Here is a 19,823-nt window from a genome sequence, read left to right as displayed (position 1 = left end):
GCAAGCCTTTTTTTATGCACTCGTACTATGTACAAATCCCTTGCAATAGTCTGTACTTTTATTTTGCATTAAACACCTCTTTCTTCAACAGCAGATAAACCTGGTATGCATAGTATCCAAATAATTCATAAGGATAGAAGTAATTTTGGGTTATAGCTGATTTCTCCTTACTGATCATTAAAAACTGCGATTTCTCCTTGCAATCGAAGTCCTTCTGATTAGTTAAATACCAGAGAGCCCAAATTGCCTCCTTTGAGCGATAAGGAAAATAGGAAGGTTGTAATTTATGAAGGAATTGACTTTTAATTCCGCCACCAAGTACTCTTACAACTGTGTATTCCTCTGTATCTAGCTTACTTAACTTTAAACTTGCCAATCCCTTTAGCGAATCGTAATCAACATCGTTAAATTCTTCAGTGTACCAGGAAGAAAAGGTGGATATATTTCGGCAGACTGTCAATAAATCATTAGGATTGGCTAAATTAAAATCCCTCTGAAACTTATCAAGCTCTTTTGACTTGCTCATCAATGATTTTTGAATGATTCGACATTCCCGCCATAAAGCACTTTTGAAAACGGCAGGACTGTCCTCAAATTCTTCAAGGGCTTCAATATTCAATAACTCAAGATAGCCTAGACGGCCCCTATTGAACTTTTCAATCCCCTTGGTCATTATTTCAGTTAGAATCTGACGGATGTTCCTTACCTTCATTTTCACAGCACTTCCACAGCCAACCTCTGCCGTTTTTTCCGTTTGCCCTGCCAATAGGGAAATTTCAGAGCCCTCTTCAAATTCAATACATCGCTCAAAATAGGAAGGGAAATTCACCTTAATTTCTTCAACAACGCCCTCTATGTGCTTTTCATCATAACAAATTTTTTCAATAGTATTGGGATAGTACATTTGTGAAAATCCTCCTTTTTATTCAAAAGACCAAAGGTGGAGACATTCAAAGTCCTAAAAAGGAATGTTATCCCTGTGACTTTTTTTGTCTGCGGGAGAAAATATACGGTTTGCCGCAAGTTAGGACATTCATAGTCATTTCACCTCTTATTTCTTGAAACTTTGGATTAAAGTAGTTATTTGAATATAATCAAAAATGATTTTAATGCACTTCTATAGGTGATTATTTACATACTTTCAGTGTTTTAAACAGACTGTTTAGAAAAAGGAGAAAAGAGTGGATGGAACCTTGAAGATATATCAGGTTCAAACTATTTTAAATTATTAAAAGTGGGGATATATTCAGATGTAATGGAGGATGGAATGAGGATGTTTGCCCTAACCGTACTTGTCTTGGAGTTTTCAATAAAAATAGGTCAGGGATCCAAAGCTGATGTTAAAATAGTTCCCCCGCAATTTAGATAAACAGTTGTTCTTAATACTATAGTAGAATTATTATAGTTCCATGGAAAAATCATTGTGAGATTAGTACAATGAATGACAGAAAGGATATGTCTAAAGTGCAGTGGGAGCATTACAACGGGGGGTTCAAGAAAACCATTGTGGAGTTATATTGTGCAGGCAGTTCAGTCAAATAGTTAGTGGACGAATATAGTGTTTCAGAATATGCATTATACAAGTAGATTAAGCAGTTTTCCCCAATTGGGGGATCCCCAGAAAGAACTAATAGTTCTTTAGGACGCAAAGAACCTTTGAAAGTAAATTGCTCATTTGAAAGAAAAAAATGTAATTCCAAAAAAGGAGCATGGTTATATTCGCGAGAAAGTAACGGAAATTGAGCTGTCGGAGCGGGTATAGCAATAGGCAAGGGAATGTTATACCAAATACTGGGTTTTCTACCAATGACAGAAGGCGTATATAAAACAAATTTCGGAGATTTATCGGAAGGGCAAAAAGCATTATCAGTTGCCCAAAATTCAGCCGATTTTAATGCCACAGGACGAGGTGGTTGGCCCCAAGCGTGTACAACGGCTTATGGAAAAGGCCGATGTCTATCCCATCAAAATGGAGACAAGTTTTATATTTTAATATTGACAAGATACCTAAATAACATTAGAGTATTGAACAATAGTTATTCCTTGTGAAAAACTGAATAAGCAACAAGCTATGATTGCTATGGATCACACTATAGCAGGAGCAGCTTCTGGAGAGACCGCATGCATGTGCGGCGCCGAAGGGTTCACAATCTCAGGCAAAAGGACAGAAGAGTACTGAATATATATTTGTTGTGCTGGAATTTCCAGTGGAACAGGTATTATTTGTTATTCTTATGACCACGAGATTGGAGAGCATCCAATCTCTTTTTTTATTGTCCAGGAAGCTAGAAGGCCATTTAGATGTTGGATTATCTCGCATTTAAACTGGCACCACAATGGATGTAGGAGGAATTCAAATTGGCACAGCAAGAATTAAAACGAGATTTAGCAAACAGGCACGTCCAACTGATAGCAATTGGCGGAACCATTGGCACCGGATTGTTCTTAGGATCTGGTAAAGCCATACAGGTGGCAGGACCATCTATTATACTGGCCTATCTCATTGTAGGCATCGCCTGCTTTTTCATCATGAGGGCGCTGGGAGAGCTCCTGCTGTCCAAAGCGGGCTATCAATCTTTTACCGACATTGCAGAGGACTACCTGGGACCGCGTGCAGCGTTTGTAACCGGATGGACATACTGGTTTTGTTGGATTATGACTGCAATGGCTGATGTGATTGCGGTTGGTGTATATGTACGATATTGGTTCCATATCCCACAATGGGTACCTGCCATCATCTGTTTGATGATATTATTGGGCCTGAATCTATTAACGGTGAAGCTCTTTGGAGAATTGGAATTCTGGTTTGCTTTGGTAAAGGTAATTACTATTCTTGCACTGATCAGCGTTGGCATTATTCTGCTGGTGATTGGATTCAAGACAGACTCAGGGATAGTTTCCGTAAAGAACCTTTGGGCTCATGGCGGGTTGTTTCCAAACGGAACTACAGGCTTCCTGCTTTCCTTCCAAATGGTTGTGTTTGCATTTACCGGCATGGAATTGGTGGGTGTGACGGCGGCAGAGACATCCAATCCGGAAAAAAGCATCCCATCGGCAATTAATAAAATTCCGTTAAGAATTCTCTTCTTCTATGTGGGTTCTTTAATCATTCTTTTATGCATCAGCCCGTGGACAGCATTGCATGCAGGTGAAAGCCCCTTTGTGAAAACATTCAGCCTGGTGGGAGTTCCAATTGCTGCGGGAATCATTAATTTTGTTGTCTTAACCTCGGCTGCCTCTGCTTGCAACAGCGGGATGTTCTCAACAAGCAGAATCCTATATACCTTAAGCAGTAATGGCCAGGGGCCGGCAAGCTTTGCCAAGCTGAATAAAAATCATGTACCAGGGAATGCGTTGTTGATCTCTACTCTCGTTTTATCAGGTGGTGCCCTGTTGAGCAAACTCATTCCGGAGCAAGCCTTTGGAATTGTTACAACCATCAGTGCCATCTGCTTTATCTGGGTTTGGGGCGTCATCCTGGTTTGCCATGTTAGATATAAGAAAACACGTCCGGATTTACAGGCAAAATCAAAGTTCAAAGCACCATTTACACCATTTATGAATTATGCTGTTCTAGGATTGTTTGCTGTCATTCTGATTGTTATGCTGTTTGCGGAAGCTACAAGACCCGCCCTTTTACTGACGCCTCTATGGTTTATTCTACTGTTTGCTTTGCACGCATATAGAGGAAAAAAACAGAGACAGATAAAATTGTCAGCGTAGATAAACAGTAATGGATGAAATAAGAGAGTGTTGCCACTATATATGATGGCAGCACTTTCTTATTTATATGAATAGGAAGACAGACTGGTATTTGCAGGGTAGCCGATGCCGGGGCATGAGGAGCTACACTTGTGATTAGACTGACTATTCGAAATGTATATTGCATTCAGGATCCCATTCGTTATAATTAAAATATTATTCTCGGACTGCTGTTAAGAAATGCCAGATTCTCAGGGTTGGCACAAGAGGGTACATATTCTGAAGTGAAGGGGCTTGAAAATGAAAAAAACATCTCAATTGCTCATGGCAGGCATCGCATTGGCCGGGATGACCGGAATGATGGCCGGCTGCTCATCCAAAGAAAAAGCAGCATCCACAACTACAAAAGAAAAGGTAATCCTTGTAGGAACACAAAATGATTATCCTCCGTTTGCCTTTGCGGATGAAAAAATAACCTGACCGGCTATGATGTCGAGGTGATGAAGGAAGTGGACAAGAGACTGGATGGCTACACCTTCAAGTTCGTGGCAACACCTTGGGACAGTATGTTCCTTGCGCTGGAATCGAACAAAATTCAGGCTGTGGCAGACCAGGTGGCAAAGACAACTGAGCGCCAGCAAAAATACTTATTTACAGATCAATCTTACTTCGCCGCTCAAACAGTTATCGTAACAAAGGCCGGCCGAAAGGATATTCAGACCCTGAAGGATTTGGAAGGCAAGAAGGTCGGTGCTGTATCAGGAGATTCCTACACACTTTTGCTGGAGGATTACAATAAGAAGACAGATAACGATATCATCTTAAAGTACAGTGAGAACGGAAGTCCGGCTGAGATTCTGCAGGATGTACAAAACGGCCGATTGGATGCCTATGTGAACGATCCTATTATGACAAAGGCCGTCATCAAGAAGCAGAACCTGAAGCTGGATATTGTCGGTGAGCCTTTGGTGAGCGACAACATGGGAATCGTCTTTAAGAAGGACGAGCAGGGCAAGGAGCTACAGGGCCTCATTGATCCTGTTCTGAAGAAAATGAAGGAAGATGGAACCTTAGCAAAGCTATCCAAGAAGTGGACAGAGGGCGAGTATATTCCTAAATAAGGATTAAGAGGGAATTTGAAATGGAAAAATTATTGGATGTTGGATTCATTGTAAAGAGCTTTCCTGTCATTGCAGCCCAATTGCCTGTCACCCTAGCAATTGCCATTGGCTCTATGGCTCTTGGGCTGCTTATCGGGCTGCTGACGGCACTTATTAAAATATACAAGATACCGGTGCTGAAGCAAATTTCCGCCTGTTATGTATCCTTTGTCAGAGGAACACCGCTTCTCGTGCAGATCTATCTCGTCTTTTACGGGATACCCAAACTGATTTACTTCTGCCAAACAGAATATGGCTGGCTGCAGGGGTTGGATGTTAACGTGATCGCACCTGAGTTTTACGCGCTGCTTTCATTCTCAGTCAACCTGGGTGCCTACCTGTCGGAAACTATACGTTCAGCAATTGAGTCCGTTGACCGCGGGCAATTCGAGGCTGCCAAAGCAATCGGCATGAGCCCTGCCAGCATGATGATGAAAATCATTTTGCCGCAGGCTTGGGTTGTGGCAATCCCAAACCTCGGCAATGTGCTGATCAGCACGATTAAGGACACCTCCCTTGTCTTCATTATTGGTGTCATTGATGTGATGGGACAGGCGAAGATTCTGGGCTCCAGGGGACTTGCTTTCTTTGAGGTGTACATTGCGGTTTCCCTCATTTATTGGATCGTTTGCATTTTGATTGAGGCGCTGCTTGTCAGAGTGGAAAAGCGTGCCCGCAGATATGAAGGAAGTGCTGCTTCATGATTCAATTAGAGAAGCTTCATAAGTATTTCGGCCAGCATCATGTGCTGAAGGGTATTGATCTTACTGTACAGCAGGGAAAGGTTGTTGCCATTTTGGGGCCAAGCGGGTCAGGCAAGTCCACCCTGCTGCGCAGCATCAACTTCCTGGAGCCTGCCACCAGCGGCATCATTGAGGTTCAAGGGAAGAGGGTGGATGTGGAAGCTGCAAGCAAGGCGGAGATACAGGCCCTCAGAATATCCACCGGAATGGTGTTTCAGCAGTATAATCTGTTTAAGAATCTGACAGTGCTGCAAAACGTCATGATTGGCCTGACGGATGTAAAAAAAGTAAACCCGAAGGAAGCGCGGGAAACCAGTATCAGCATCCTTGAGAAGGTGGGGCTGCAGGATAGGCTTCACCATTATCCGTCCCACCTCTCCGGGGGACAGCAGCAGCGGGTTGGAATTGCCCGGGCCCTTGCTTTGAAGCCGGAGGTGCTCCTGTTTGACGAACCGACTTCGTCCCTCGATCCTGAGCTGGTGAATGAGGTGCTTATGGTCATCCAACAGGTTGCAAAGGAAGGAAATACAATGCTCATTGTAACGCATGAGCTGCAATTCGCCCGTGAAATTGCGGATCAAATTGTATTTATGGAGGACGGAAGAATTGTGGAAACGGGGACGGCCGAACAAATTTTTACGAATCCTGTTCAGGAGCGTACAAGACAATTCGTAAGCAAGGCATTGCGGCTGTAAGTTGAGAAGCATGGAAGGAGTGGCAGACGATGAATCCGATCACACAGGTTCTGGACAGGTTTCCTATTCTGATTCTTGATGGGGCGATGGCCACAGAGCTGGAGAGCCACGGCTGTGAGTTGAATGATAGCCTTTGGTCGGCAAAGGTGCTGATGGAGAATCCGGATATAATCCGCCGTGTCCATATGGATTATTTTGAAGCGGGAGCGGATTGTGCCATTACTGCCAGTTATCAGGCTACCGTTGAGGGCTATATGAAGAAGGGGTTGACGGAAGCTGAGGCTGTGCATCTGATTGGTGAATCGGTTCGAATTGCAGTGGAAGCAAGGGATGCGTTTTGGGAACAGGCAGGTGCACCGGCTGACCGGCCTAAGCCGTTGGTGGCGGCCTCAGTCGGGCCATATGGGGCATTTCTTGCAGACGGTTCTGAATATAGAGGAGATTATTCTCTGACAGAGGATGAACTGGTGGCATTCCACAGGGACCGAATCAAAATCTTGATTGAGGCAGGAGCTGACATCCTGGCTTGTGAAACAATTCCATGCTTAATGGAGGCCAAGGCCATTATCAGGGTGCTGCAGGAGCTGCCGGGCGTGTATGCCTGGATCACCTTCAGTGCAAAGGATGCTCTGCATATCAGCAGCGGTGAGAGGATAGCAGATTGTGCGGCATGGCTGGATGGGGAGGAGCAGGTAGCCGCCGTTGGCATTAATTGTACACCGCCTAGATACATCTCACCGTTAATTCAAGAAATCAAGAGCCGCACTGCAAAGCCAATCATTGTATATCCAAATTCCGGCGAAGCGTATGATGCGGAAAGTAAGACATGGGGAGCCGGCACAGAAGCGGATAACAGCTTTAATGCCCGATCCTGGTATCAGGCCGGGGCCTCCCTGATTGGCGGCTGCTGCCGGACCGCTCCCGAGGATATTGAAGGGATTGCATCCTGGGCTAGAAAATAAGAAAAGGCCGGACTATCGATTAGTTCGGCCTCTTTTTGCTGTGTATCCAGCAATCAGTATGTTTTTTCAGCAGTGAAATGACCGATTCCCTTCAGTTTCTCATCAAAGAACTTCAGAATTAACTCATTCTCAGTCTTGATGCAGTACTCCTGATTAATATCGGCTTTCCCGCCCTGCAGTGTATCCGCAAGGACAGGGGAGAAGAATGGCAGATCAGTCAGGCTTAAGTGCTTTGCTCCCTTAAAGTGAGTTGTATAAGCCTCCTTGAATTGTGGGTTATCCAACTTATTGGCCGCATACAGGGAGTTGCTTTCAAGCTGATTCCACACATCATCAGAATAAATGTTCAGGAGCGGGATGGTGTAAGGCTTGGTGCTTACGGCAAAATCACTGGTTTCCTTTGAATAAGTAAGCTCACTGAAGAACGGGGCATCAATATTCACAACGGCACTGATATCCTTGCGTTCTCTGCCCAGCCAAACACTGGCTGCAGCACCCATGGAATGCCCGAACACGCCGATTTTCTTTGTGTCAATGTGCTGGTACACCGGGTCGCGGTCCTTGCCGGCCTTTGCAAGGATTGTATCAATGACAAAATTCATATCATCCGTGCGCAGCTTCATCCATTTCTGCGTGAGCTGGAAAAGCTCTTCCTTTGAGTAGACACCGTTATTCATGTTTGTGATTTCCTGATTATATGCGGTATTGATTGTTGCTACAGTTCCATCCGCTGAGCGGGTGAAAAAGGAGTGGTACGGGTGGTCAATGGAAACAACGATATAGCCGTGGCTGGCAAGCTCATTATAGGTGGAGGTGTTGCTTGCCTTAATTCCATATGCGCCGTGTGAGAACACCAGCAGCGGGTATGTTCCGTCTGCATGTTCGGGATACCAGAATTCTACGTTTACGAATCTGTTGCCCCCCTTATCCGTGAATTCCTCCACACGGTTTTTGTCAGTATAGGTGTAAGTGGCATTGGCAACCTTATATTTCCCTGTCACTGCCAATGCTGTATGCTGTGGAAAGACAATCGCCGGTATGCATGCAAAGATAAGAGCCGCTATCATCACAATGGATTTCCACGCAATTGCGGAGGGTTTATATGACTTTTTTGTTTTGTTACGAATGAGGGAAACTGCCGCCTTCAACGCCAACAGGAAAAGCAGCAGGCCCAGCACAGCCCATCGGAGGCTCCACACAATCACCGACGAAAGTGCCAGCACTATAAAAACAGCAAAGATTCCGATTCTCCCCCAATTCTTTGCTTTTGTATGGTTTTGCTTCGTGGCAAAGCAGTAAACAGAGAAAGCAACCTCAAAGGCTACAGCAATCAATAAAAGTACAAGGCCCATCATAGTTATCCCTTCCTTCTGAAGAATTTCTTCTGGATTCATCATAGGAAATTCCAAAAAGGAAGTATATAGAAAAACGGTAAGTTGCGTTCTGAAGCAGGTAAGCTGCAAAAGAAAAGCGATAAGCCTTAGGGCTTACCGCTATATTGCCTGATCCTTCTTAAATGCCTGCAGCTTATCATTGATTTGCCGGGCTTCCTTTTGATCCTTTCTCCATGATAACAGGCGGATGATGCCGTAGATGACCGCAATCTGCAGGGCTAGAATGAGCCCCTCTGCTGTGCTGTTCACAAGGTCCAATACAATGGCAAGGGCAATCAGCAGAACCTCCAGGGCAAGAAAATGAATGAGCATTCTCATACGGGCATGTCTCTCGCTTACATGACGGGAGGAATATGAAATGAATCCCAATGCCGCGCTCAGCAGGGAAAAGCCCATGATGATATAGATGGAATGCAAATCAAAGGCGACGGCAGGCTGATACAGTTGCCGCAGAACAGTCAAGATGACGATGATGGATGCGAAGACCATTAAGAAATCCTTCAGTAATTTTTGTATGAATCCGAACATGTTCTCGTCCCCCCTACAATCCCAGCATGCTCTTGAGGACAGGCACATACTGTCTGGATACCACAGCGCGCTCCCCATTATCCAGCACTGCCTCGAACCTGCCGCTGAAGGAAGGGGAGATTGCTGAGATTTTGGCTATGTTGAGTATCGTTGATTTGGATGCGCGAAAGCATCCTTTTCCCCTGCACAATTCCTCGAGCTCATACAGCTTTTGCTTGACCTCAAATACGTTGTCCTCGCCATACAGAAAGACCTTTCCATCTACTGCTTCAAAGTAATACACGTCGCTCAGCTTCACACGGTGGGCCTTCTCATTCTGATATCCCATGATAATCGAGCTTTCCGTTTTCAGCTTGTTCACAACCTCGTGGATTTCCTCATCCACTTCATGGCACCGGATGAGAATTTCCTCTTCCAGTTCTCTGTTGATTTCTTCTATAGATATTTTCATCCCATCACCCGGTTAAAATAACAGTTTTCTTAATTTTATCAAAACAAATGAATAAAATTAAGAGTATATGGCCATTTACAGCCGAATCTCCATACCGGCAACCTTAACGATGATATCCTTGCAGGCAGCTCGTTCCGGATTATTTTTGGTGAAAAGAATTGCGCGGTCCCAGATTACATCAAAGGGTGCCGGCCCCGTCAAAGTCCTTGGGTCAACATATAATCGAAAGATGATGGAGGCATCCTGGTTGTTATCAACTCCGTAAGCCTTTCCATTTGGATTGCCCATGCTGTACGGCACAAGTATTTCAATTCCTTCCCCGGCAGCTTTTCTTGCCATTTTGCATACGTAATACAGCTTTTCATTTTCATAGCCTTCCGGAAAGAAGGCGGCTGCAGAGTTCTGAAATCCTGTTATATTTGCGACAGCAACACCGTTAAAGAGCTCATTCCCGTAGAAGCTGGCGTTGGAGAAGGTCGCTTTTCCGGTTTGTTTGTGGTTCACGCCATACAGGATGAGAAAATCATCATCAGATGTGAATTGAAAAAGGTCTGATTGCAGGTAGAGTGCATCCCGGTTGTCTGCCCATACGTTTACATCGTTCAGGATGGCTTCAAAGTTTTCTAGAATGGCTAGGTTGAAGTTCAGGTCAGTGTAATGAAAATTTTTGCCCCCATATTTGGAGAGAATCCGGCTTCTGAGATAATCCAATTCTTGTCTCGCGTAAGGAATAGCCTGAAATTCCATAGAGCCTGTTTCCTTGATCGTAAGGTTTGGAATTGGCCAGGGATTCAGATCTGTTTGGAGTGTTTTTGGTGTGATTCGATACACTTTTATATACTGGCTCAGGTTACTTAGATACTGCTGACCGGCAGCCGGATCTGTCCAAAGAGCGGCCCTCATAAGGAATAAGAAGGTATCCCGCCCCTTCTCCAAGCCCATATTCACCAAACCGGCCGGGATATTATCATTGTTCATGATACTTGGATCAAAGCCTGCTTCTGCCAGCGCATCACGAATTTGTTGATTGATACCCTGGTCGGCTGTGCTGATGATAACCGTGGAGCTGTCAAAAGGCCCTCCCGCGGTGCGGATATTGAAGTTATTCAATTGGTCGCCCAGACTGGCGAGAACGCTGTGATAGAAGCCTGTTTCAGCAGTTCCTGCAGTCTCTGTACCACTGTAATCCTTCCCGGGTTTGTTTTCAATAAAGCCAAGATAGCTGCGAAAGGCAAAATACACAGCCGGCGGCGGAGTCTTCCCAACGAAAACGATCGCTTCATCAGGGCGCAGCTTATAAGTGAAGCCGGGTCCAACAAAGTTTATATTGGCAGGCTTGTTATCGGGGTCATCCGGGTTATATCCAACTGGCGGCTCCTGCCCTTCAGATGGGTGCTGGCCGGGGGCAGGCGGAAGAAAACAGGTGGCGTAAGGAGCACCTGCATGGTTTCCTAGACACGTGTCCACGCCTCCTTCACTGCACAGCTTCAGTATGTCTACATATCTAAACTCGCCTTCTTGGATAATGAAGCCTTGTTCCTTTAGTGTTGAAACAAGCTTATTTGTAGGATTAATCCCTTCGTTTATGCGCGGGGTCTGGTGCATTAGATTCATCTCCTTCACAGTGGCATCCATACTACTGATATGAAGGAGCGGTGAAGGGAGTGCCTATTTCAACAGCCATTATATGCAGAGAAAAACCCCCCGCTTTGATGTAGAGCGGAGGGTTTTTTCTATTCGTCATTTAACTTTTTGGAACGGAGGAGAAAGGACTTATTCTCTCCGCTTTCCAGTGAAAAAGAATTTCCGATACCGGCTACTGCATCAATGATAATCTGCATATGCTGCCAATAGGAAAGGTTTGAAGTGTGCATATAGTAGGGCACGCCCAGAACCTCTCCTATTTGCTGATCTTGGCTGCCAAGGTAGAAGCTGTCTGCTGTTGTGCAGAGCGGTGCAGTCCCGTCACAGCAGCCCTCCGAATGAACAAATATAAGGCTGCCGTGCTGCTCCTGCAGTTGCCGGATCAAGGCTTGCGCTGCCTCTGTTGCGATGACCTTGTCCATCTTAGAAGAAGCCCATGGCCCCTTTGTTGTAGCCGACCAGGATGCACTTTGTCTGCTGGTAGTGGTTCAGCATCATCAAATGGTTCTCACGGCCGATGCCGGATTGCTTGTAGCCGCCGAACGCAGCGTGCGCCGGATACTGGTGGTATGTATTTGTCCATACACGGCCAGCTTGGATGGCGCGGCCTGCACGGTAAGCAATCTCGCCATTGCGGGACCATACACCGGCACCCAGGCCGTAGGATGTGTCATTTGCAATCTCAATTGCCTCTTCAAAGTCCTTGAAGGTTGTCACGGACAATACCGGGCCGAAGATTTCTTCCTGGAAGATGCGCATCTTGTTGTGGCCCTTGAATACGGTTGGCGCCACATAGTAGCCTTCTGCCAAGTCACCTTCCAGCTTGTTTTGGTAACCGCCAAGCAGCAGTTCAGCGCCTTCTTGCTTGCCGATTTCAATATAAGACAGGATTTTATCCAGCTGTTGTCTGGAGGCCTGCGCGCCCATCATGGTCTCTGTATCCAACGGGTTGCCGGTCTTGATTGCTTTGACACGTTCCATGACTTTTTCCATGAATGTATCGTAGATGGACTCATGGATTAACGCGCGGGAAGGGCATGTACAAACTTCGCCGGAGTTCAGTGCAAACAGGACGAAGCCTTCAATGGCTTTATCCAAGTATTCATCATCCGCATCCATGACATCCGGGAAGAAGATGTTCGGCGATTTGCCGCCCAACTCCAATGTTACCGGGATAATGTTTTCCGTTGCATATTGCATGATGGAACGGCCTACTGCTGTAGAGCCGGTGAATGCAATCTTGGCAATGCGCGGATTCGTGGCAAGCGGCTTTCCTACTTCGAGTCCTGTTCCTTGCACGATATTCAGCACGCCCTTTGGCAGAAGATCCTGAATCAGCTCAAGCAACACGCAGATAGATGCTGGTGTTTGCTCCGCAGGCTTCAGCACGATACAGTTTCCTGCAGCCAATGCCGGTGCAATTTTCCATGCAGCCATCAGGATTGGGAAGTTCCAAGGGATAATCTGGCCGACAACTCCAAGTGGCTCATGGAAGTGGTAAGCCACTGTATCGCCATTGATTTCGCTGATGCCGCCTTCCTGCGCGCGGATGACACCGGCAAAGTAACGGAAATGGTCCACTACCAGAGGCAAGTCGGCATTCAATGTTTCACGGACTGCTTTTCCATTATCCCAGGTTTCAGCAACAGCAAGCATTTCCAGATTCTCTTCAATGCGGTCCGCAATTTTATTTAAGAGCTGTGCACGGTAAGCAACAGTTGTTTGACCCCATGCAGCCTTGGCTGCATGCGCTGCATCAAGTGCCAGTTCGATATCTTCTGCTGATGAACGGGGGACAGATGTAAACACCTTACCTGTTACAGGAGAAACGACATCCAGGTATTGGCCTTTTACAGGTGCAACCCATTCGCCGCCAATGAAGTTCTGATACTGCTCTTTGAAATGAACAAAAGCGCCTTCTGTGTTCGGATTTGCATAGATCATGCTGCAGTGCCTCCCAATATTATGTATTTTGTCATGCCATCAGCTTTTGTCACATTTTGGACAAAAATAGCTTTGAATCTATCATGCTACTTTTCTAATAAATTTGCAACCGCTTTCAATGAAGTTTTCATCTTTTTTTGATATGCTTAAAGTTGGGGAAAGGCGGTAGTTAAAAATGGATTATAACTATCGTAATAGTGGGCGTTTCAATATTTCAAATATTTTTGATATACTATAGGTAGGCTTTGGTTGGCGCAGAGAGGATATTTTCTGCAAAATTAGGGGATAAGGGATGGGAGAAATGAGCAACAGACAAACGAGAACAGACGTGATCTTGATTGGTGCCGGAGTCATGAGCGCAACCCTGGGGGCATTGCTGAAGGAGCTGGCGCCGGAATGGGAAGTTAAGGTATTTGAGAAGCTCGCGGGGGCAGGGGAAGAAAGCTCCAATGAGTGGAACAATGCGGGCACAGGCCATGCTGCATTATGCGAGCTGAACTACACAACTGAAAAGGCTGACGGCTCCATAGACGTGGGCAAGGCCATCAAAGTGAATGAACAGTTCCAGCTGTCCAGACAGTTCTGGTCCTATCTGGTGAAGCACAACATCATTCGCAATCCGCAGGACTTTATTATGCCAATTCCGCATATGAGCTTGGTCCAGGGGGAGCAAAACGTATCGTTTTTGAAAAAACGTTTTGAAGCGCTTTCAGCAAATCCTTTATTTCAAGGAATGGAGTTCTCTGATGATCCGAAGAAGCTGAAGGAATGGGTTCCGCTGATTATGGAAGGACGGACAGGGGATGAGCCGATTGCGGCAACAAGAATCGAGTCCGGAACAGATGTGAACTTCGGTGCCCTGACGCGCATGCTGTTTGAGCACCTCAAAACACAAAACGTCGAAATCAACTATAAGCATAGTGTGGAAGATATTAAGCGTACCTCTGATGGCCTGTGGCAGGTGAAGGTACACGATATTCATAAGGGTACAACAGAATATCATACCGCCAAATTCGTCTTCATCGGCGGCGGCGGCGGCAGTCTGCCTCTTCTGCAGAAGACGGGCATTCCTGAGTCCAAGCAGATTGGCGGCTTCCCGGTAAGCGGGCTGTTCTTGGTGTGCAACGATCCGAAGGTTGTGGAGCAGCACCATGCAAAGGTGTACGGCAAAGCCAAGGTTGGGGCCCCGCCTATGTCTGTTCCGCATCTGGATACACGATATATTGATAATAAAAAGGCCTTGCTGTTCGGGCCGTTTGCCGGCTTTTCGCCGAAGTTCCTGAAGACGGGGTCCAACTTGGATCTGATCAGCTCTGTGAAGCCGAATAATGTGCTCACGATGCTGGCTGCGGGCATGAAGGAAATGGCATTGACAAAGTACCTGATTGAGCAGGTCATGCTGTCACATGAAAAGCGCATGGAAGAGCTGCGTGAATTCATTCCGAATGCCAAGAGCGAGGACTGGGGCATTGTGGTGGCGGGCCAGCGCGTGCAGGTGATTAAGGACACGCCTGCGGGCAAGGGAACGCTTCAATTCGGCACGGAGGTTGTAAGTGCGGCTGACGGCTCCGTGGCAGCGTTGCTTGGCGCTTCCCCTGGGGCGTCCACGGCTGTCCATGTCATGCTGGAAGTGCTGCAGAAATGCTTCCCGCAGCACATGAAGGAATGGGAGGCGAAGATCATGGAGATGATCCCTTCCTACGGCATGGCGCTTGAGAAGAATCCGGAGTTCTTCCAGGAGATTCATACTTCCACAGCGGAGGCATTGGGATTAAGCGAAAAAAAGCCGGTCTATAGCTGACTGATTGATGCGGAATCAGGCAGAATCACAATAAGAATAAGAAATTGAATCTGGAATGGAGATTCTTTTTCTTTGAAAAAGGAAGCTCCGGTTCACCATCAGAACCGGAGCTTCGTGCAATAGATGAGAAGTAAAAAAGAAGCTGCCAGGCCAACTGACAGCTTCTTTTCTATTAGTTCCGAATCAGATAATCGAATGCACCCAAAGCGGCAGTCGCACCGGATCCCATAGAAATGATAATTTGCTTATAGGCACTGTTTGTGCAGTCTCCCGCAGCAAACACGCCAGGGATGTTTGTAGCGCCGTGGCGGTCTACAACGATCTCGCCGAAACGAGTGCGCTCTATCGTTTCGCCCAGCCAGTCTGTGTTTGGAACAAGACCGATTTGAACAAATACGCCTTCAAGCTCCACATGGTGCACTTCTTCGGTTGCGCGGTCGATGTAGGAAATGCCGTTTACCTTATCAGTGCCCGTAATTTCCTTCGTCTGCACATTCTTCAGAACTGTTACGTTCGGCAGGCTGTACAGGCGGTCTTGCAGGACTGCGTCAGCCTTCAGTTCAGGCATGAACTCCAGAACTGTCACATGGCTTACGATGCCTGCCAAGTCGATTGCTGCTTCCACGCCGGAGTTTCCGCCGCCGATTACAGCTACGCGCTTGCCTGCGAACAGAGGGCCGTCACAGTGAGGGCAGTAAGCCACACCCTTGTTCTTGAACTCTGCTTCGCCGGGAACGCCCACATTGCGCCAGCGGGCGCCTGTGGACAGGATGACGGTCTTGCTCTTCAGCACCGCCCCGTTCTCCAGCTCCAGCTCAACGAAATCCTTCTTCTCCAAGCGCTTCGCACGCTGCAGGTTCATGACATCAATGCCATAGTCCTTGACGTGCTCTTCCAGGCTTGCAACAAGCTTGGGGCCTTCTGTGTATTTCACACTGATGAAGTTCTCAATGCCCATTGTGTCCATAACCTGGCCGCCGAAGCGCTCCGCAACGATGCCTGTACGGATGCCTTTGCGGGCTGCGTAGATTGCCGCACTTGCACCAGCAGGGCCGCCGCCGACAACGAGCACATCAAATGGCTCCTTATCGGAGAATTCAGAAGCATCCGGGCCGGTGCCGATTTTTGCAAGGATTTCCTCAAGCGTCATACGGCCGCTGCCAAAAGGTTCGGCATTGAGGAAAACAGTCGGCACTGCCATGATGTCTTTGCGTTCCACTTCTTCTTTGAATGCCGCACCATCAATCATAGTATGTGTGATATTAGGATTGAGGACGCTCATCAGGTTCAAAGCTTGTACCACGTCAGGACAGTTGTGGCAGCTCAGGCTGATATAAGATTCAAAGTGGTATTCACCCTTAATGCTCTTCACTTGGTCGATTACTTTCTGGTCTGCCTTCGGCGCTCTTCCGCTCACCTGCAGCAAAGCAAGAACCAGTGAAGTGAACTCATGTCCAAGAGGGATGCCGGCAAAAGTGATGCCTGTATCTTCGCCGATACGGTTCACACTAAAGCTTGGCGTTCTTGGCAGTTCTGCTTGTTCAACTTTAATATGGGATGACATGCTGGCCAGCTCGTCCACTAGAGCCAGCATGTCACGGGATACGTCGTCTGCGCCTGCACTGACCTTCAGCAGTACATCGCCCTCCATCAACTGAAGATATTGGGCTAATTGCGCTTTAATATCTGCATCTAGTATCATGATTTACTCTCCTTAGATCTTGCCTACCAGGTCAAGGCTTGGCTTCAATGTTGCAGCGCCTTCTTGCCATTTGGCAGGGCAAACTTCACCTGGGTTGTTGCGTACGTATTGAGCAGCTTTGATCTTGTTGATCAGTGTGCTTGCATCACGGCCGATGCCGTCTGCATTGATTTCCATAGCTTGGATTACGCCGTCTGGATCGATGATGAAGGTAGCGCGCGCAGCCAGGCCGTCTTCTTCAACCAGTACGTTGAAGTTGCGGGAAATTGTGTGAGTAGGGTCGCCAACCATGATGTACTCGATCTTGCCGATTGCTTCGGAGTTGTCATGCCAAGCCTTGTGTGTGAAGTGAGTGTCTGTAGAAACAGAGTATACTTCCACGCCAAGCTCCTTCAGCGCAGCGTATTGGTTTTGCAGGTCTTCCAGTTCAGTCGGGCATACGAATGTGAAGTCTGCAGGGTAGAAGCAAACTACACTCCATTTGCCTTTCAGGTTTTCGTCTGTTACTTGAATGAAATCGCCGTTGAAGAAGGCAGATGCTTTAAATGGTTTTACTTCAGTTCCGATTAGAAACATAGTATATATTCCTCCTTAGAGATAGTAAGTGACAGCTGTAGAAGAAGTCACAGTATAATAATTCTAATTCAATTCTAATTATTATATAGGATTCATTCTCCCGTCAAGTGTCTGTGTATCCATACACAAAAATTTGTCTACATAATAGCATGAAATTGTCATAAACTGTTAGCAATGTACCCTATTATCCATGAAAATAACCCATGAAGGATCACTTCATGGGCCATGGTATGAAAAAAATATTAGTAGCTTAGACCGGCTTTTGGATTCTCACCGTATTGATTCTCGCCGGATTGACTGTCCTGACAGAAGAATACCAGCAGCACGATAAATCCGACGATAGGAATTAAGCTGATGAGGAGCCACCAGCCGCTTCTGCCGGTATCGTGCAATCTGCGGATGCTCACTGCCAAGGATGGGAGAAGCACAGCCAGACTGTATAGATTGGAAATGAGTCCAAACACATCAGCAGCCTGCATTAAGAGAGCAAAAACAAGGCCGATGATAAAGTTGACCAAGGCAAACATCCAGTATTCCTTCCGGCGGGCCCGGCCTGAAAAGCCAACATAGTTCTGAAGCACCTTGACATACCAATTCATTGTGATGTCTCCCCCTTCTGATGTCTTGTCAGTATTAAACATATGTGGACGGGAGAGGTTTCAGAAGAAAAATTGCCATTTGGCAGGCAGAATTTTTGACTTTTGCCAGAGGGAAGCTCAAAAAAGAGACCTCTAAAACAAGAGGTCCCTCACCATTCCTTCGGCTTATAATTCAATTCCCGAAAAAGCTGTGTTTTCTCCTTTTTCGTCAGGTCACGCCATTGTCCCACCGGCAAATTGCCAAGGTGGATATTCATGATACGGATGCGCTGCAGCCGCACGACACTATAGCCCAAAGCCTGGCACATGCGGCGGATTTGGCGGTTTAAGCCCTGTGTCAGCGTGATGCGGAACACATACTTGGAGAGCTTCTCCACCTTGCAGGGCAGCGTTTTGGTATCCAGGATATGTACTCCTTCGGACATTGCTTTGGCAAACTGGGGTGTAACAGGCTGATCCACTGTTACAATATATTCCTTCTCATGCTTGTTTTCCGCACGCAGAATCTCATTTACAATGTCTCCGTCGTTTGTCAGCAGAATCAATCCATCTGAATCCTTATCGAGGCGTCCAATATGGAAAATACGAAGCGGATGATTGACGAAGTCAACAATGTTCCCTTTTACATGCCGCTCGGTTGTACTTGTAATGCCGACAGGCTTATTCAAAGCAATATATACATACTCATGATTCACCTTGGCCGGTGCACCGCCGATGCGGACATCATCACCGGGGTTGACCTGGTCGCCAATTTGGGCGGTTCTGCCGTTAATGGTTACTTTTCCTTCGGCAATCAGCTTGTCGGCCCCCCGCCGGGAGGACAAGCCGGTCTCGCTGAGGTATTTGTTGATACGCAAGCTACACACGTCCTTCAGTAAAGATAGATAGTGACAGTGTACCATATATTCAGTGAAAGGCAAAAAGCCGGAAAGCTCAGCTTCCAGCCTGCAAGTGGGCAGAGTGCGTAATGCGGTTGCGCCCCATTTCTTTAGAGGTGTACAGCCCCTGGTCCGCCCGGGAGAGCAGCTGTCTCTCCTGGTCACCGGGCAGCATCGTGGTAATGCCGATACTGATTGTAATAGGCATCTCGATCCAGCAGGAGGCCTCTACCATGGAACGGACTCTCTCTGCTGCAGCTGCGGCACCATCCTGGTCTGTATCGGGAAGAACCATGGCAAATTCCTCGCCGCCATAACGGGCGGCGGTGTCAATTTTACGGCAGGATTGCATTAAGACTTGGGCAATCTGCTTGAGCACAAAATCTCCGGTGGAGTGGCCGAAGGTGTCATTAATTTGCTTGAAGTGGTCCACATCCAGCAGCAGCAGGGAAAACGGCCGATTTGTCCGATTGAAGAGCTCAATATTGTCAGCCAGGCTTTCTTGAAAGCTGCGCCTGTTTTGTAAACCTGTCAGCTCATCTGTTTTTGCCAGGATTTGCAGCTGTGCATTGAGCTTCAGCAGCTCCTGCTGCTTGTCTTCCAAGTCCTTCTTCAAGGATTCCAGGGCAGCAATTGCCTCATTCTTGCTGCGGGTGGCTTCTTCAGCAGACTTCTTGGCAGCCAATAGGCCTTGTTCAAACTCATAACGCTGCGTCATGTTTGTAAAAATACACTCATTTGAAAGAATACCATCATATTCCTTGCGGACCGCATTAATCAACACCGGGATGCTTTTGCCTGAGCGGGCCTGGAGAGAAAGATACATCTCCTTGACCGTCCCGTGCATCCGAATTAAGGGGAAAAAGTACACCTGATAAAACAGACGACCCGGGGCTGATAAGATGGTATCCACATGCTTCCCCTGCAAATCGGACAAGGGGTAGCCAAGCCACTCCAGCAGTGTTTCATTCAGCGCCAAAATGCTGCCGTCATCCGCCAAAGACAGATAACCGCAAGGGGCAAATTTCAGCCGGGCGTCCACAT

At 46.9% G+C, this 19,823-nt stretch carries 20 protein-coding genes and 1 riboswitch; of the genes, 8 read left to right on the top strand and 12 right to left on the bottom strand.

Annotated features, from left to right (window positions below; all coding sequences use genetic code 11):
* Positions 1-58: 58 nt before the first annotated feature.
* Positions 59-904 carry a hypothetical protein gene (locus NK662_RS06150; protein ID WP_254758019.1) on the bottom strand — a complete coding sequence of 282 codons (846 nt, stop codon included), beginning with the start codon at positions 902-904 and terminating at the stop codon, positions 59-61.
* Between the two features lie 918 nt (positions 905-1,822).
* Between NK662_RS06150 and NK662_RS23725 the strand changes: the two genes are divergently transcribed.
* From NK662_RS23725 to mmuM, 7 genes are all read left to right on the top strand, one after another.
* Positions 1,823-1,993, top strand: a complete 171-nt coding sequence (locus NK662_RS23725) for an IS3 family transposase (RefSeq protein ID WP_368736056.1) — start codon at positions 1,823-1,825, stop codon at positions 1,991-1,993.
* A gap of 105 nt (positions 1,994-2,098) precedes the next feature.
* A riboswitch (glycine riboswitch) is annotated at positions 2,099-2,178 on the top strand.
* Positions 2,179-2,358: 180 nt separating this feature from the next.
* Entirely contained in the window at positions 2,359-3,723 is a 1,365-nt protein-coding gene (locus NK662_RS06145) for an amino acid permease (protein ID WP_254758018.1), read from the top strand.
* Positions 3,724-4,002: 279 nt separating this feature from the next.
* Positions 4,003-4,182, top strand: coding sequence for a hypothetical protein (locus NK662_RS06140; RefSeq protein WP_254758017.1), 180 nt, complete (start codon positions 4,003-4,005; stop codon positions 4,180-4,182).
* A gap of 29 nt (positions 4,183-4,211) precedes the next feature.
* Positions 4,212-4,823, top strand: a complete 612-nt coding sequence (locus tag NK662_RS06135; RefSeq protein ID WP_254758016.1) for a transporter substrate-binding domain-containing protein — start codon at positions 4,212-4,214, stop codon at positions 4,821-4,823.
* Positions 4,824-4,843: 20 nt separating this feature from the next.
* Positions 4,844-5,566 carry an amino acid ABC transporter permease gene (locus NK662_RS06130; protein ID WP_254758015.1) on the top strand — a complete coding sequence of 241 codons (723 nt, stop codon included), beginning with the start codon at positions 4,844-4,846 and terminating at the stop codon, positions 5,564-5,566.
* Positions 5,563-6,300: an amino acid ABC transporter ATP-binding protein gene (locus tag NK662_RS06125; RefSeq protein WP_254758014.1), complete on the top strand. Its 738-nt coding sequence runs from the start codon at positions 5,563-5,565 to the stop codon at positions 6,298-6,300. Before NK662_RS06130 ends, NK662_RS06125 begins: the two co-directional genes overlap by 4 nt.
* Before the next feature lie 29 nt (positions 6,301-6,329).
* Positions 6,330-7,262, top strand: a complete 933-nt coding sequence (mmuM, locus tag NK662_RS06120) for a homocysteine S-methyltransferase (protein ID WP_254758013.1) — start codon at positions 6,330-6,332, stop codon at positions 7,260-7,262.
* Positions 7,263-7,315: 53 nt separating this feature from the next.
* On the opposite strand, the gene NK662_RS06115 is transcribed toward mmuM, so the two are convergent.
* The 6 genes from NK662_RS06115 to exaC form a co-directional block, all read right to left on the bottom strand.
* The gene (locus NK662_RS06115; RefSeq protein WP_254758012.1) at positions 7,316-8,617 is read right to left on the bottom strand and encodes an alpha/beta hydrolase family protein; all 1,302 of its coding nucleotides are present in this window, start codon (positions 8,615-8,617) and stop codon (positions 7,316-7,318) included.
* Between the two features lie 138 nt (positions 8,618-8,755).
* Positions 8,756-9,184 (bottom strand): DUF3021 family protein, encoded by a 429-nt coding sequence (locus NK662_RS06110; protein WP_254758011.1) that lies wholly within the window; start codon positions 9,182-9,184, stop codon positions 8,756-8,758.
* A 13-nt stretch (positions 9,185-9,197) separates the two neighbouring features.
* Complete coding sequence (locus NK662_RS06105) at positions 9,198-9,635, bottom strand: LytTR family DNA-binding domain-containing protein (protein ID WP_254758010.1); 438 nt, start codon at positions 9,633-9,635, stop codon at positions 9,198-9,200.
* Positions 9,636-9,710: 75 nt separating this feature from the next.
* Positions 9,711-11,102, bottom strand: coding sequence for a hypothetical protein (locus NK662_RS06100; RefSeq protein ID WP_254758009.1), 1,392 nt, complete (start codon positions 11,100-11,102; stop codon positions 9,711-9,713).
* 266 nt (positions 11,103-11,368) lie between these two features.
* Positions 11,369-11,701 (bottom strand): DUF779 domain-containing protein, encoded by a 333-nt coding sequence (locus tag NK662_RS06095; RefSeq protein ID WP_254758008.1) that lies wholly within the window; start codon positions 11,699-11,701, stop codon positions 11,369-11,371.
* 1 nt (position 11,702) lies between these two features.
* A complete protein-coding gene (gene exaC / locus NK662_RS06090) occupies positions 11,703-13,223 on the bottom strand; it encodes an acetaldehyde dehydrogenase ExaC (RefSeq protein ID WP_254758007.1) in 1,521 nt (506 codons plus the stop codon).
* 301 nt (positions 13,224-13,524) lie between these two features.
* Here exaC and NK662_RS06085 point away from each other — a divergent pair, with 301 nt between their 5' ends.
* Complete coding sequence (locus NK662_RS06085) at positions 13,525-15,024, top strand: malate:quinone oxidoreductase (protein WP_254758006.1); 1,500 nt, start codon at positions 13,525-13,527, stop codon at positions 15,022-15,024.
* A 172-nt stretch (positions 15,025-15,196) separates the two neighbouring features.
* On the opposite strand, the gene ahpF is transcribed toward NK662_RS06085, so the two are convergent.
* From ahpF to NK662_RS06060, 5 genes are all read right to left on the bottom strand, one after another.
* Positions 15,197-16,726: an alkyl hydroperoxide reductase subunit F gene (gene ahpF / locus NK662_RS06080; RefSeq protein ID WP_254758005.1), complete on the bottom strand. Its 1,530-nt coding sequence runs from the start codon at positions 16,724-16,726 to the stop codon at positions 15,197-15,199.
* A 12-nt stretch (positions 16,727-16,738) separates the two neighbouring features.
* Positions 16,739-17,302 (bottom strand): alkyl hydroperoxide reductase subunit C, encoded by a 564-nt coding sequence (ahpC, locus tag NK662_RS06075; RefSeq protein WP_254758004.1) that lies wholly within the window; start codon positions 17,300-17,302, stop codon positions 16,739-16,741.
* A gap of 242 nt (positions 17,303-17,544) precedes the next feature.
* Positions 17,545-17,901: a DUF805 domain-containing protein gene (locus NK662_RS06070; protein ID WP_254758003.1), complete on the bottom strand. Its 357-nt coding sequence runs from the start codon at positions 17,899-17,901 to the stop codon at positions 17,545-17,547.
* A 149-nt stretch (positions 17,902-18,050) separates the two neighbouring features.
* Positions 18,051-18,803 carry a 23S rRNA pseudouridine(2604) synthase RluF gene (rluF, locus tag NK662_RS06065; protein ID WP_438503595.1) on the bottom strand — a complete coding sequence of 251 codons (753 nt, stop codon included), beginning with the start codon at positions 18,801-18,803 and terminating at the stop codon, positions 18,051-18,053.
* Positions 18,804-18,834: 31 nt separating this feature from the next.
* Positions 18,835-19,821, bottom strand: coding sequence for a sensor domain-containing diguanylate cyclase (locus NK662_RS06060; protein ID WP_254758001.1), 987 nt, complete (start codon positions 19,819-19,821; stop codon positions 18,835-18,837).
* Between the last annotated feature and the right edge of the window lie 2 nt (positions 19,822-19,823).

It is taken from the genome of Ectobacillus ponti (assembly GCF_024294785.1).
Classification (GTDB): Bacteria; Bacillota; Bacilli; order Bacillales; family Bacillaceae_G; genus Ectobacillus; species Ectobacillus ponti.
This window is presented reverse-complemented; position numbering and strand designations above follow the sequence as displayed.